Annotated in this window: 10 protein-coding genes and 1 pseudogene; 5 read left to right on the top strand and 6 right to left on the bottom strand. The window is 71.0% G+C overall.

Annotated elements, in window-relative coordinates; translation table 11 throughout:
* Window positions 1–80: 80 nt before the first annotated feature.
* The 3 genes from B7K26_RS07710 to B7K26_RS07700 are packed head-to-tail and all read right to left on the bottom strand — an operon-like array spanning window position 81 to window position 3,297.
* A complete protein-coding gene (locus tag B7K26_RS07710; protein ID WP_084078351.1) occupies window positions 81–1,637 on the bottom strand; it encodes an SDR family oxidoreductase in 1,557 nt (518 codons plus the stop codon).
* Between the two features lie 47 nt (window positions 1,638–1,684).
* Window positions 1,685–2,524, bottom strand: a complete 840-nt coding sequence (locus B7K26_RS07705) for an NAD(P)-dependent oxidoreductase (RefSeq protein WP_084078350.1) — start codon at window positions 2,522–2,524, stop codon at window positions 1,685–1,687.
* Entirely contained in the window at window positions 2,521–3,297 is a 777-nt protein-coding gene (locus B7K26_RS07700; protein WP_084078349.1) for an enoyl-CoA hydratase/isomerase family protein, read from the bottom strand. Before B7K26_RS07700 ends, B7K26_RS07705 begins: the two co-directional genes overlap by 4 nt.
* A gap of 129 nt (window positions 3,298–3,426) precedes the next feature.
* On the opposite strand from B7K26_RS07700, the gene B7K26_RS07695 reads away from it, so the two are divergent.
* From B7K26_RS07695 to B7K26_RS07685, 3 genes are read left to right on the top strand one after another with little or no spacing between them, the layout of a single operon-like run.
* Window positions 3,427–3,975, top strand: coding sequence for a PadR family transcriptional regulator (locus B7K26_RS07695; RefSeq protein WP_234998740.1), 549 nt, complete (start codon window positions 3,427–3,429; stop codon window positions 3,973–3,975).
* Between the two features lie 38 nt (window positions 3,976–4,013).
* Window positions 4,014–5,687, top strand: coding sequence for an AarF/ABC1/UbiB kinase family protein (locus B7K26_RS07690; protein ID WP_084078348.1), 1,674 nt, complete (start codon window positions 4,014–4,016; stop codon window positions 5,685–5,687).
* Between the two features lie 43 nt (window positions 5,688–5,730).
* Window positions 5,731–6,012, top strand: coding sequence for a hypothetical protein (locus B7K26_RS07685; protein ID WP_084078347.1), 282 nt, complete (start codon window positions 5,731–5,733; stop codon window positions 6,010–6,012).
* Window positions 6,013–6,080: 68 nt separating this feature from the next.
* On the opposite strand, the gene B7K26_RS07680 is transcribed toward B7K26_RS07685, so the two are convergent.
* The gene (locus B7K26_RS07680; RefSeq protein ID WP_084078346.1) at window positions 6,081–7,964 is read right to left on the bottom strand and encodes a DEAD/DEAH box helicase; all 1,884 of its coding nucleotides are present in this window, start codon (window positions 7,962–7,964) and stop codon (window positions 6,081–6,083) included.
* Between the two features lie 53 nt (window positions 7,965–8,017).
* Window positions 8,018–9,724 (bottom strand): M15 family metallopeptidase, encoded by a 1,707-nt coding sequence (locus tag B7K26_RS07675; protein ID WP_084078345.1) that lies wholly within the window; start codon window positions 9,722–9,724, stop codon window positions 8,018–8,020.
* A 284-nt stretch (window positions 9,725–10,008) separates the two neighbouring features.
* Between B7K26_RS07675 and B7K26_RS07670 the strand changes: the two genes are divergently transcribed.
* On the top strand, window positions 10,009–10,830 hold the full coding sequence (locus tag B7K26_RS07670; protein ID WP_084078343.1) for a M23 family metallopeptidase: 822 nt from the start codon (window positions 10,009–10,011) through the stop codon (window positions 10,828–10,830).
* Window positions 10,831–10,879: 49 nt separating this feature from the next.
* The gene (locus B7K26_RS07665; RefSeq protein WP_307188081.1) at window positions 10,880–11,944 is read left to right on the top strand and encodes an NUDIX domain-containing protein; all 1,065 of its coding nucleotides are present in this window, start codon (window positions 10,880–10,882) and stop codon (window positions 11,942–11,944) included.
* Between the two features lie 418 nt (window positions 11,945–12,362).
* Here the strand turns inward: B7K26_RS07665 and B7K26_RS13230 are convergent.
* A pseudogene (locus B7K26_RS13230) lies at window positions 12,363–13,631 on the bottom strand (DUF222 domain-containing protein); the annotation flags it as partial.
* Window positions 13,632–13,661: the final 30 nt, after the last annotated feature.

Below are 13,661 nucleotides of genomic sequence, written 5' to 3'. Positions count from 1 at the left end.
TTGGTGGGGGCGACGATTCGCGGCCCCGAAAAATCTTAGGCGGGGATGGGCGCTTTGACCAGAGTGTCGCGTGATCTTGGTCACACCCGTCCGCTCCTCGGGTGCTCGGCAAGGCCGACAATGCGGTTGACCATTCCCGTGAAGATAAGCCCGTGAAAGGGCAGCATCGCGAGCCAGTAGAGCCTGCCGGTGAGGCCGCGGGGGAAGAACACTGCCCGCTGTCGATACACCGCGCCCGTGGCTGCGGGCTCGACCGCGAGCTCCAGCCACGCGCGGCCCGGGACACGCATCTCCGCGCGCAGCAGCAACACCCTGCCGGGCTCCACTCGCTCCACGCGCCACAGGTCGATCGCGTCTCCCACGCGCACGTGGCTGAGCGTGCGGCGACCGCGTCGCAGCCCCACGCCGCCGGCGATGCGGTCCATGAAGCCACGGGCGGCCCACAGCGCCGACGCCGAATACCAGCCGGTCGCGCCGCCGATCTGCTCGACCACCGCCCACACGGCCCCGGCATCGGCGCTCGTGTCCCGGTGGCGTTCGTCGGTGAAGACGGTTCGTCCCGCCCAGTCCGGGTCGCTCGGCAGCGGGTCGCTCGGCACTCCGCGCACGGACGCGTCCTGCCAGCTGGTCTCGACGGCGTCGAGCTCGAGCCGCCCCAGCGCCCACCGCACCGCCTCGTCGTAGCCGGTCAACCCGTCGGGCGGGGGAGAGATGATCGCGTCGATCGCCCTGTCCTTGACGACGCACGAGTGAAGCAGCGACTCCACGAGCGGACTGGCGATCCTGCGCGGCACCGGCGTGACGAGCCCCACCCAGTGCGAGGCGAGCCGCGGCGTGAGGACCGGCAGCGGCAGCACGCGACGTCGGGGAAGCCCCGCGATGGCGGCGTAGCGGTTCATCATGTCGGCGTAGCGCAGCACGTCGGGTCCGCCGATGTCGACGGCGGTGTTGTCGTCGCCGCCCACACGGGCGGCGCCCAGGAGGTAGTGCAGGACGTCGCGCACCGCGATGGGCTGGATGCGGTTCATCACCCATTTCGGAGCGGGCATGAAGGGGAGCACCTCGGTGAGGTGGCGGACCATCTCGAAGGAGGCCGATCCTGCACCGATGACCACGCCGGCCTGGAGGACAAGGGTCGGGGTGGCCGATGCCAGGAGGATGTCTCCCACCTCCTTGCGGGAGGCGAGGTGGGGAGACAGGTCGACGCCGTCGGGGTGCAGACCACTCAGGTACACGATGCGGCCCACGCCTTGCGCGGAGGCATGGGTGGCGACCGACAGGGCGATGCCTCGGTCGATGCGCCCGTAGTCGCGGGCGGCGGACATCGAGTGGATGAGGTGATGGACCACGTCCACCCCCACCATGGCCTTTGCAATGGCGGCGTCGTCCGTCGCGTCGCCCTCGACAGCCTCGACGCGGTCGGCCCACGGCAGCGCGGCGACGCGCCTTGCCGAGCGCGTGAGCACCCTGACCCGGTAGCCCGCCTCCAGGAGCCGCGGCACCAGACGGCCGCCGATGTACCCGGTCGCCCCCAGCACGAGCACCAGCGGCGCCTCGCCATCGGCGCGCGGCACGGCGCGAAGCCAGGGCTCGGAGCCCGTCGGGGTGCTGGGCGCGTCGGCGTCGGTGGGCGTCATGGGTAAGGAACCGCGCCGCGGCGCGGCGGCATTCCCGACGGACCCGATCAGTCCAGGAAGATGTCCGGATACATCGCCTCGTCCGGTGTCCCCGGCACCGCCGCGTAACCCGACAGGTCCGTGACGCCCGCGTCCGCGAGCATGTCCTCGACGATGAGGCTGCGGCCGGTCACCGTCTCGGGGTCGGCTGTCAGCACCTCGTACGCGGCGTCGGCGTAGATCTGGGGCGTCCTGCTCACCTTCATGAGTGCGTCCCCGCCGATGACGTTGCGCACCGCCGCCGTCGCGATCGTGGTGCGCGGCCACAGGGTGCAGGCGGCGCCGCCGTGCGCCTCGACCTCGGCTGCGAGCCCGAGTGTCGCCATGGTCATGCCGAACTTGGCGAGCGTGTACCCGGTATGGGCCCGGAGCCACTGGGGGCTGGGATTGAGCGGCGGGGAGAGCGACAGGATGCGGGGCGAGGCCGCCGCCGCGAGGTGAGGGAGCGCGGCGCGGGACAGCATAAAGGTGCCGCGCACGTTCACGTCCTGCATCAGGTCGTACTTCTTGGCCGCGAGCTCGGGGCTCCTCGACAGGTCGATCACGCTCGCATTGTTGACGACGATGTCGATGCCGCCGAAGGCGTCGACGGTCGCGCCGACTGCGCGCGCGATGTCCTCGTCGCTGCGCACGTCTCCCACGACAGCGAGCGCGTGCCCGCCGGCCTCCTCGACGGCATCGGCCGCCGTATGGATGGTTCCCTCGAGGCGCGGGTGAGGGGTGTCGGTCTTGGCGAGGAAGGCGACGTTGGCGCCGTCCCGTGCGGCGCGCAGCGCGATGGCGAGGCCGATGCCGCGGCTTCCTCCCGACATCAGCAGGGTTCGACCGGCGAGGGTGGAGGCGGTCATCGTCCCGCCTCCCGTGCCGCGCTGGCCGCGGCGAAGGCGCCGATGCGCCGGCGCGCCTCGTCAGTGTCGAAGGCGGCGCCGATGGTCGCCGCCTCGTCGTCGAGGCTCTCCGCGAAAGACCGCTGCGAGGAGGCGCGCACCAGCCGTTTGGCGTGCCCGAAGGCAGCGCTCGCGCCCTCGGCCCAGGAACGGGCGATCCCCTCGGCACGGGCCTCGGGCTCGACGTTCACCTCGTCGACCATTCCCCACGCCAGCGCCGTCTCGGCATCGAGCTCACGGCCGAGCGTGAGGATGGCGAGCGCGCGTCGCTCGCCCACGGCGCGGGCGAGAAGCGTGCTGACGCCGAGGTCGGGGGTGAGGCCCACGTCTACGTAGCGCCCGGCGACGCGCAGCGTGGGGGAGGCGACCACGGCATCAGCCGCGAGCAGGAGGCCGATGCCCCCGCCGGCGACCGCGCCGCGTGCCGCGGCGACCACCGGGATGGCGCTCGACGTCAGCGCGCGGATGCCCTCGTGGATCACGTGCGCGGCGGCGGTGACCTCCGCTCCGGTGGCGCCGGACGAGGCCATGGCGAGCACGTCGCCGCCAGCGCAGAAGGCCGGGCCCTCGGCGCAGAGGATGATCGCCGCGACGCTTGGCGTGGAGGTGGCGGTCACGCACGCGTCGCGATAGGCGCCGCCCATGGCGAAGTCCAGGGCGTTGAGGCGCGCGGGCCGGTCGAGCGTGATGCGGGCGAGGGGCCCGTCGATGTCCAGACGGATGCCGTCAGGCATGAAACCTCCCGTGGTTCGTCGGTGAACCGTCGCGGCCATCCTGACACGCGCCGGCGACATGCCCCTTGCGCGGGGCGCCCCGGCGTGTTCTGATAGCGATATATCGTTCGCTATCGCTCGGAGGTCATCATGGGTTCACAGCAATGGTCACGTCACGGCGGCTTCAGCCCCTCGCAGGCGGGCGACGCCATGTGGGACGCGATGGAGCAGCTGCGCGGCCAGTTCGACAAGCGCGTTGGTACCAGGATGGGCAGGGGAGACGTCCGCGCCGCCGTGCTGGCACTGCTGCACGAGGAGCCGATGCACGGCTACCAGGTGATCCGCGAGATCACCGAGCGCACGGACGGCCGGTGGAAGCCCTCGGCCGGATCGGTCTACCCGACGCTGCAGTTGCTCGCCGACGAGGGTCTTGTCCACGCCGAGACCACCGCCGACCGCAAGGTGTATTCCCTCACCGAGGAGGGCAAGGCGGAGGCCGAGGCGGCCGCCGCATCGGCCCCCTGGAGTGAACCCGAGGGTGACGGCCCGCGGTTCGGCGGCGCTCCCAAGGCGGGCGCCGAGCTGGCGCAGGCGGTGGCCCAGGTAGTGCGTTCGGGATCGTCCGATCAGCAGGAGCGTGCTGCGGAGGTCCTGAACGACGCGCGACGTAAGATCTACACGATCCTGGCGGAGGACTGACGGGAGGTCCGCGGCCCGGTCGGGATCGAGGAGAGGCGATGCCCGACACCCGGCTGGACCGTGCCCGTTACCGACGCATTCTTCGCTTCGCCGCGTGGCAGTTCGCGGTGCAGTGGTGGTACGAGATCGCCCTGCCGTTCGTGGGCCTCGGACGCATCGCCGAACGCACGCGCGCGGACCGGATGCAGGCCTTCGCCCGCCGATTCCGTGGCCTCGCCGTCGAGCTCGGCGGGCTCATGATCAAGCTGGGGCAGTTCATGTCCTCGCGGCTCGACGTGCTGCCGCCGGAGATCACGAAGGAACTCGAGGGGCTGCAGGACGAGGTGCCTGCCGTTCCGTTCACTCAATTGCGTGAACTGGCCGAGTCCGAGCTCGGACGGCCGCTCGCCGAGGCGCTCGAGTCCATCGACCCCGACCCCGTCGCCGCCGCCTCGCTGGGCCAGGTGCATCGGGCGCGCCTGCGCGAGGCCGATGCCGCCGTCGCCGGCTTCGCCGAGGTGGTCGTCAAGATCCAGCGCCCCGGCATCGGCGCCATCGTGGACGTTGACCTGGCGGCGCTCAGGCGCGTCGCGCGCTGGCTCATGAAGGTGCGCGGCGTGCGCACCCGCGTCGACATGCCCGCGCTCATCGAGGAGTTCGCGGCCGTGAGCCGCGAGGAGGTGGACTACCTCCACGAGGCCGCCGCCTCCGAGCGCTTCGCGGAACTGTTCTCCGAGGACCCGCGCGTTCACGTGCCCCGCGTGGTGTGGGAGCGCACCTCGCGAAGGGTGCTGGTCCTCGAGGACGTGTCCGCTATCAAGATCACCGACCACGCCGCGCTCAGGGAGGCCGAGATCGCCCCCGCCGCCGTGGCGCGGGTGTTCGCCGAGGTCATGCTCGACCAGTTCTTTGTGCACGGCTACTTCCACGCCGATCCGCACCCGGGCAACCTCTTCGTCACGCCCGATGATTCCGTGGAGCAGGGCTGGCGGCTCACCATCGTCGACTTCGGCATGATGGGCGAGGTCCCCGCCAACCTGCGCGCCGCGCTGCGCTCTCTGGTCATCGCGGTCGCCGCGCGCGACGGCGCCGGGCTCGTCAAGGCGATGAACACCGCCGGCGTGCTGCTGCCGACGGCGGACACCAAGGAGCTCGAAAAGGCGCTATCGAGCCTCTTCGGGCGCTTCGGTGGCATGGGCTTCGCGGAGCTCAAGGAGGTCGACCCTCGCGAGTTCCGCGCGTTCGCCGCCGAGTTCGGCGACCTCGTCCTCGACCTTCCCTTCCAGATGCCGGAGGACTTCCTCCTCATCATCAGGGCGCTGTCCCTGACCTCGGGGGTGTCGACGGCGCTCGACCCCGCCTACAACGTGTGGGACACGGTGGAGCCGTATGCGCAGCAGCTGCTGCGGGACGAGACGAAGTCGTTTGCGGCCGATGCAGGTCGCGAGGCGGTCGAGATCGTGCGGTTCGCGTGGGGCCTGCCGCGCAGGCTCGACGGCATCCTTTCCCAGCTGGAGGCGGGTGACCTGCCGGTCTCGGCGCCGCGGCTCGAGGGGATCGTGCTGCGCCTTGAACGCACGGCCTCGCGCCTGGTCAGCGGGCTGATCTTCGCGGCGGTGCTGCTCGCGGGAGCCCTCGTGCACGCGGCCTCGCCCGGGCTGGGCACCACGCTCATGGTCCTCTCGGTGATCCCCCTGATCGGCACGGTATTCGGGGGACGCGGGGGCCGGTAAGCGCCGCTAAGCGGCGCGAGCCGCCGCGCCGTAGCGTGAGGGCATGTTCACGCTCATGTCCATCCACCATCCGCATCCCGAGCACCGTGAGGCGCTCATCGAGTCGATGCATCGCTACGGCGACGCGCTACGTGGCCGCGAGGGGCTGGTGAGCGTCTCCACGCTGGCCGATGCGGGATCCGACAGGCTCGTGGGGCTCGCGGTCTTCACGGACCGCAACGCCTTCGAGCGCCTCGCGCCGCTCGCCCGAGCGGCCGTCGCGGACGACCCTTTCGACGTGTGGGAGACGCGCGAGATCGACGGCCTCGCCCTCACCGAGGTCTGACCCGGTCACCGAGACGACGACGGCCGCCCCGGCGATTGCCGGGGCGGCCGTCGAGTCGTATCGCGGTGCTACTTGTGGCGCGGCTTGCGGAACGGCTTACCGCCTTGCGAGTCGTCGCGGTACGAGCGGCCGCCACCCGAGCGCGGCCTGTCGTAGCGGTTGCCGCCGTCGCGGCGATCGTCACGGCCGCCGTCGCGCGGGCCGCGGTCGCGGAATCCGCGGTCGTCACGGCCGCCGTCGCGCTTTTTGAACGAGCCGGGGCCGCGGTCCAGCTGAAGCTCGATGAGCTGGCCGGAGATACGCGTGCGCTCAAGCGCGCGCAGGGCGTCCTGCGGGAGATCGGCCGGAAGCTCGACGAGCGAGAAGTCGGGCTTGATGGTGATGCGTCCGAACGCGGAGCGGTCGAGACCCCCCTCGTTCGCGATCGCGCCCACGATCTGACGAGGCTCGACGTGCTGTCGCTTGCCCACCGAGATGCGGTAGGTGACGCGGTCGCCGGACGGGCGGGGACCGCGGTCGGGACGGCCGCCGTCGCGGTCCCCGTCACGCTCGCGACGCTTGCGGTCCTGGAAGCCCACCGACGAGCGGTCGTCCGCCGGGTCGAGCAGCAGGGGAGTCTCGCCCTGGCTGACGACGGCGAGAGCGGCCGCGACATCGGCCTCCGGCACGTCGTGGTGCTCGACGTAGTGGGCGATGATGTCGCGGAAGCGGTCGATGCGGTCGCGCTGCTCCAGCGCTGCGGTGATCGACGCGTCGAAGCGCGTGAGGCGGGTCGCGTTGACGTCCTCGGCGCTGGGCAGCGGCATCGGCGTGATGGGCTGCTTGGTCGACTTCTCGATCGAGGACAGGCGGCCGCGCTCGCGCGGGGTCACGAAGGCGATCGCGTCACCCGTGCGGCCCGCACGGCCGGTGCGGCCCACGCGGTGGACGTACGACTCGTTGTCGATCGGAAGGTCGTAGTTGACGACGTGGCTGATGCGCTCCACGTCGAGGCCACGCGCCGCGACATCCGTGGCGACCACGATGTCGAGCTTGCCGTCCTTCAGCTGCTGAATGGTCTTCTCGCGCTGGGCCTGGACCACATCGCCGTTGATGGCGGCGGCCGCGTAGCCGCGCGCACGCAGGCGCTCGGCGACAGTCTCGGTCTCGTTCTTGGTGCGCGTGAAGACGATCATCGCATCGAAGTTCTCGACCTCGAGGATGCGGGTGAGGGCGTCCATCTTCTGCTGGTACGCCACCACGAGGTAGCGCTGCGTGATCGACGCCGAGGTCGCGGTCTTGCGCTTGACCGTGATCTCCTGCGGGTCGCGCAGGTACTTCTGCGACAGGCGACGGATCTGCGCCGGCATGGTGGCGGAGAACAGGGCCACCTGCTTGTCCTCGGGCGTCGAGGCAAGGATGGTCTCAACGTCCTCGGCGAAGCCCATCTTGAGCATCTCGTCGGCCTCGTCAAGCACCAGGTACTCGAGCTCGGACAGGTCGAGGGTGCCCTTGTCGAGGTGGTCCATGATGCGGCCGGGCGTGCCGACCACGATGTCCACGCCGCGACGCAGCGCGGAGAGCTGGACACCGTAGCCCTGGCCGCCGTACACCGGGAGGATGTGCACGCCGGTGCGGTGGTTGGCGTACTGCTCGAAGGACTCGCACACCTGGAGCGCGAGCTCACGGGTGGGGGCGAGCACGAGCGCCTGGGGCTTCTTGCGGCCGGGGGTGAGGCGGTCCAGGATCGGCAGCGCGAACGCCGCGGTCTTTCCCGTACCGGTCTGGGCAAGGCCGATCACGTCCGAGCCCGCGAGCAGCGGGGGGATGGTCGCGGCCTGGATCGCGGACGGGGTCTCGTACCCCATCGCCTTGATGGCCCTCAGGACGGAATCACCCAGTCCGAGGTCGGCGAACGTGGGTCCCTGGTCGGGCGCGAGGTCGTCGGCCGGTGCTGGTGTGTCAGTCGTCATGGGATAAGGGTAGGCGCTCGCGCGACCACCGGCGTGGGACCAGGGCCGATGCGTCAGCCTTCGGAGTCCTCGGAGGCGGCGGTGGAGGTGGTGGAGTCGTCGGTTTCCAGCGCGGCGACGATGTCGTCGAGCACATCGTCGACGGGCTCGAGCAGGTCGGGCTCCTCGGGTGCCTCGAACGCGCCGACCTCGGTGGCGACGTACTCCAGGTGCCACCATTCGGGCTTGGATCCGCCGCTGCGCGCCCAGGTGGGGTGAACCCAGCCGTACTCGGCTCCGTTCGCGGCGAGCCAGGTTGCCGAGGCGTGGTCCAGGTCGACCGCCATGCCCCACCCGTGGTTCGAGGTTCCGGGGACAGCGGCCATCGATCCCTTTCTCGCGCGCGTGGTGACCTGGGATGCATACGACCGGTACGAATCTGTCATCGACAGGTGCGATCCGGTCTCGGCGTAGTAGTCAGCGTCGGCCGCCTCGAGGGCCTCGGCGGCGTCGCACTGCAGGGAGTGGCCGGGTGCGAAGTCCACGGCGCACAGGCTGCCGCTGGAGAGCCTGCCGTTCGAGCCGCTGACGCCCGTGGGCTGGCCGGACCACCCGTTCTGGCGGGCCGCGACCGCGGCCTCGTTCGCGGCGGCGTAGTCCTCGCGGGCCTGCGCGACCTCATCTTCGTAGTCGGAGAGCGCAATCGCGTTCGCCTCGGTACGCCGAGCGTTCTCGGCGTCGATCCACTCCTGATGGGAGTCCTGCGCGGCGAGGACGGCGTCGTGAAGCGCGGTGCGCAACTCGGTGAGCTCATTGACGCGCTCGACGGCGGTCGCGCTGTCGTCGGCCTCTAGCACCAGGCCGGCGGCAGCCTTGAGGTTGGCGCGCGCGGTGGTGACGGCGGTCAGCGTCTCGGCGTCGGCGATCTTGTCGCCGACCGCCGTCTTGATCTCGGAGGTCGCTTCGAGGTCGCCGTTGGCGGCCTCGACAAGCGATTCAAAATTGATGGTGGCCTCGCCCAGCAGGGCGGACTCGGCGGCCTCGGAGAGTCGCTGCGACTCGGTATCGAGTGAGGCGGCAGCTTCTTCGAGCTTGGCGGTGGCCTCGGCGAGCTTCTCGGTCGCCTCGCGGGCGCTGTCGGCGTCGGTGTAGTCCGCGTCGTCGACGTCGAGCACGTCGGCGACGGCGACGGCGGAGGAATCGGAGTTCCCCGCGTCGTCGCCCGTGGTGCCGGCGCCCTCGTCTGCCACGTCGCCGGACTCGTCCTGTGCGGCGGGCTCCTCAGTAGCGGCGGCATCGTTCGTGGTGTCCGAGTCGGTGGCGTCCTCCGTGGCGCTGGTAGCACCCTCGGCGCTTTCGTCGGCGCCGGCCTCGGCAGCCTCGCTCGCCGCGGCCACCTCGTCGGCAGTAGGCGCGGTCACGGGTGCCACGACTGCATCGGGCTCGGTCGAGGTGCCGGCCGCCTTAGCTGCGGCCGTCTCTGCCTGCGCTGCTGCGCGCACGGCGCTCTCGGTGGCCTCCTCCAGGGAGGCCGCCTCTTCGGCGATGGTGCTTTGCTCGTCGACCTCGGCGGCCTGGTCGGCCACCGCATCGGCCTGCCCGAGGGAGGACTGCAACTGAGTGCGGCGCTCCTCGAATTCCTTGGCGGCGGCGCGCGCCTCATTGACGGCGATGTGCTTGTCGACGGCGTTCGCGGTGTGGGCGCCGAACATGCCGGAGCCGAAGCAGACGACCGCGACGGTGGTGATGAAGGCCCGGTGGGGGCGGGGGAAATGACGCATGGTGGGGAGGGGGTTGGGGAGGTGTCATCCGCGGGCGACGAGGCGCAGCGGGTGGAGGCGGAGCGACTGCGCCCTGAATCGAATGAGGGGCGGCTCCGTCGGTACAACCAGGCTAGGACCGGTCCCAGGCAGGCCTTCGGGACGGGAGTCCCGAGCCGAGCGTGGGGGAGATCACACTGGTCGACGGGTGCGGAGCAGCGCACCTCACATCGATGACAGGGAGTCAACGCACGAGAGGCCAAAAAGGTTTCGGAAAGGTAACGAAGGGGCCTAAGGTGGCCCGCATGCCGATCGCCATCGCCCGCTGTCGTGTGCCCGCGATCTACCTGTCGCTGACCCTCGTGGTGGCCGGCCTGGTGCTGGTGATCGCCGGCGTCTGGGGTCCTCCGACCATGCACGCGGGACACCTCGCGATCATCGGTGGTCTTGCCCTGTTCGCCCTGGCATTCCTGGCGACCGTCGTGTCGCCGCGGGTGCACGGCGACCGTGTGCCGCTGGCGCCGCCGGTGCTGGGCGAGTGGACGGCGGTGGCGTCCCCGTCGTCGCGCCGCCCGAGCCTGGGCACCCACGCGTGGGGGCAAACGTACGCGATGACCGTGGTCTACAGCCCGACGGGGGTGGAGCGGCCGCGCTTCGCCGACGGCACGGGAGCCCTGCTCGGTCCCGGACGCTTCCCCGGCTTCGGTCAGCCTGTGCTGGCGCCGGCCGACGGCGTGGTCGCGCACGTCACGGACGGAGCACGGGACCATCGATCGCGGTCCTCGCGGCTCGCTCGGGTGTGGATGCTGTTCGAAGGAGCGGCGCGGGAGCTCGGGGGTCCGCGCGCGGTCTTCGGCAACCACGTGGTGATCCGGCTTGAGGACGGTACGCACGTGGTGCTGGCGCACTTGCGGCGGGGGTCGCTGCGCGTGCAGCAGGGGTCAACCGTCACTGCGGGACAGGTCATCGCGGCGTGCGGCAACTCGGGGCACTCGGCCGAGCCGCAGGTGCACCTGCATCGCCAGGATCTCGAGTCGCCCTATCTCGCCGCCGGCCTGCCGTGGGATCTGGACGGCCAGGCACCGCCCCGGGCGGGTGAGGCGATCGCCCCACGTGCGCCTCGCTGACGGGGGCGGCGTTCCCCGGCTGGCGGCCGGGGTGTGCGAGGCTGGCGGCGTGACGAGCGACGACTCAGGCACGGCGCACGCCGGGCACCTCGGTGATGACGACACCGACGCCACGGTGACGAGCCGCAGCCTGCGGGGTCCGCGCCTGTCGGCGCATCGGGATGCCGGCGATGCCTGGGTGGTGGCGCCCGACGGCACCCGGTACTGGGGCCGCTTCGGCGCGGCGGGGCTCGTGGTGCACGATCCCGGTCGTGGGGTCCTGCTGCAGCATCGAGCCTCGTGGAGCCACCACGGCGACACCTGGGGCGTCCCGGGCGGGGCCCTGCACGAGGCCGAGGCCGCCTTCGCGGGTGCATGCCGGGAGGCCGCCGAGGAGGCCGACGTGCCGGCGGCGCTGCTGGAGCCGGTCGCGTCGGTGGTACTCGATCGTGGCGTATGGCGCTACACGACCGTGATCGCGAGGGCGACGTCGCCCTTCGAGGCACGGGCGGCCGATGCCGAGTCGCACGAGCTTCGCTGGGTGCCGATCGACGAGGTGGACAGTCTGCCTCTCCATCCGGGTTTTGGCGCGGCGTGGGAGCTCCTTCGCTCCGTCATCGGACTGCCTCGCATCGCCGTGGTCGTGGATGTCGCGAACGTGGTGGGGTCGGTGCCCGATGGCTGGTGGCGCGATCGGCGCGGTGCCGCCGAACGGCTGATCCACCGCCTCGCTTTGTGGTCGGAGGCGGGCGACGACCTCCTCGACGAGCAGGCCCCGACCGTACAGGGACCGTGGGACGAGGCGCTCGCGATCGCCTCGAGCAAGGGGCTCGCGCTGGAGGCCGCGGCGACGCTGATCGCCGTTGTCGAGGGCGAGGCCCGCGGCGCGCTTGCGCCAAACATCGGTGAGGAACGTCGAGGCGCCCTTGAGGTCGTGGCCGCGGCGGGAGCGGGGGATGACGCCATCGTGGATCGTGTGCGCGCGTTGACCGGCGCATTCTTGGGCGGGGCGTCGACACCGGGCTCGAGCGTGGTGGTGGTGACCTCGGACCGCGAGTTGCGACGACGCGTCGAGGCGGCGGGCGCCGTGACGGTGGGGACACGGTGGCTGCTCGATCGCTTGCCGCCGTCGTAGGAGTCGTCGTAGTCGACGTCGTCCGAGTTGCTGCCGTCACTCGTCTGGGCGGTTCGCACGTGTTCTCACGCGGTAGCGCCGACGCCGTGTGACGGCGAGCCCCTTTCTCGTGGCCGTCGCCGGGTGGAGGATCGGGACAGGCTTCGTCGCGCGCCGGCATGGAACAGGTCGCGGGCCGGGCACGACATGTGGCCGCGCGCCTGCTATCCGTGGCGCGTCCGCTACCTGCCGCTCGACCGCCGCCCGCCGCTCGACCGCCGTCCACGGGTTGGTCTCGTCTTTCGAAGAGCTGGTCCGGATCTCCGTACAGGTTTCGTGCGCCGGGCCGCGGACGTCGTGCGGGATCGATCGAGGACAGCGGGATGAAGGTCACACTGTCCTGGGTGGCGATGATCTCCCAGTTCTGACGGTGGACGTCGTGGTGGCAGCGTACGCACAGCATGACGCCGTTCGACACCGTGGTCAGGCCCCCGTGGGCCCAATGCACGATGTGGTGGGCGTCACACCAGGACGGGGGCGCCCCGCACTTGGCACACCCGCGGTCGCGTTCCAACAACACTCGACGCTGGCGCTTGCTGAAGTAGCGCTTCTGGGCCTCGTCGATGACCACCGACCTGCCGCCAAGAATCTGCGGGATGATTCCGGCGCGTGCGGCGATCCGTCGGGCAGTCGAGGCGTCCACGACGCCTGACATGCCGTCGAGGTGTCCCTCGCGCCCGAGCGCACGGGTGAGCGGGTCGTAATCGACGCGGACAATGAGCATTGCCGCCGGATGGGGAAGCATGTCGACGTCGCACCCCTGGAGGTGGCGCGCGAAGTCGCCGAGCGCATCGGCACGCCCCTGACCGGGGGACCTCTCGTCTAGCGTGACCGGAATTCCTCGCCGAGCGTCGTCCTGGGAGCGCCGCTTGACGCGAAGGTGCACGCCGACCATCGCGTCGAGGACGGTGGACAGCGCGATGCCGTTCTCCGGATCCAGGCGCGCGTCGATCCTGAACATGCCGTCGTGCTCCTCCTTGATCACGCAATAGCGCCGCGCCCGCTGCTCCTCCATGCGTTGCTCCACGCGGACCCGATCGAGAGCCGCCTCCCAGCGCGTCACGGCCCGCGTGAGCGAGTCGTGGTTGACGCGCCGTGCGGTCGCGACGAGCGCGCATTCGGCCTTGCGCGCCTCGTCGTGGTCGCAGTGCTCCCAGACGCGCCGCAACATCCGGGTGATCGCCGCAGAGGCTGCAGACGAGATCTCGCCTCGCGTAAATGCCCCGGATACTTCGGGGAAGAGAGGCGCTGTGGGTGCGGGCGGCCGAGGCGCAGCTGATTCCCGAGGGGCAGGGGACGGGAGTGTGGATCCGGGCGGCGAGTTGTCCAGCAAAGTGCCCTCGCCGCCGTCCAGCGTGCCGTCGCCGTGCAGGACTTCGCCGCCACCGTGAGCGTCATCGTCCTGCCTCGCCTGCAGCTCCGCCACGGGCACCTCAGCCTGTGCCTCGATGCGCAATGTCGCTTCGGCCTCCTCCGCCTCAGCGAGCGCGCGCCCGGCCTCGATGAGGCGGGAGGCGTCCCAGGTGGTGCCGCCCGTCTGCGAGGCCACGAGTCCTCGTGCGTTGCCGAAGCCGCGGCGCCTGCTGAGCCCGCGCGCGCCATCCTCGACCCCTGACCGCCGCTCCTCGACGATTGCCACGACGGCCATCATGTGTTCCACCCGCCGGAACAATTCGCC

Source organism: Demequina sp. NBRC 110057 (assembly GCF_002090175.1).
Taxonomy (GTDB): Bacteria; Actinomycetota; Actinomycetes; order Actinomycetales; family Demequinaceae; genus Demequina.
Note: the sequence above shows the minus strand (reverse complement) of the source record. Positions and strands in the feature narration are given on the sequence as shown.

Coding starts and splice junctions, on each gene's coding strand:
- B7K26_RS07710 (WP_084078351.1), bottom strand. CDS start 1,637: ATGACGCCCACCGACGCCGACGCGCCCAGCACCCCGACGGGCTCCGAG.
- B7K26_RS07705 (WP_084078350.1), bottom strand. CDS start 2,524: ATGACCGCCTCCACCCTCGCCGGTCGAACCCTGCTGATGTCGGGAGGA.
- B7K26_RS07700 (WP_084078349.1), bottom strand. CDS start 3,297: ATGCCTGACGGCATCCGTCTGGACATCGACGGGCCCCTCGCCCGCATC.
- B7K26_RS07695 (WP_234998740.1), top strand. CDS start 3,427: ATGGGTTCACAGCAATGGTCACGTCACGGCGGCTTCAGCCCCTCGCAG.
- B7K26_RS07690 (WP_084078348.1), top strand. CDS start 4,014: ATGCCCGACACCCGGCTGGACCGTGCCCGTTACCGACGCATTCTTCGC.
- B7K26_RS07685 (WP_084078347.1), top strand. CDS start 5,731: ATGTTCACGCTCATGTCCATCCACCATCCGCATCCCGAGCACCGTGAG.
- B7K26_RS07680 (WP_084078346.1), bottom strand. CDS start 7,964: ATGACGACTGACACACCAGCACCGGCCGACGACCTCGCGCCCGACCAG.
- B7K26_RS07675 (WP_084078345.1), bottom strand. CDS start 9,724: ATGCGTCATTTCCCCCGCCCCCACCGGGCCTTCATCACCACCGTCGCG.
- B7K26_RS07670 (WP_084078343.1), top strand. CDS start 10,009: ATGCCGATCGCCATCGCCCGCTGTCGTGTGCCCGCGATCTACCTGTCG.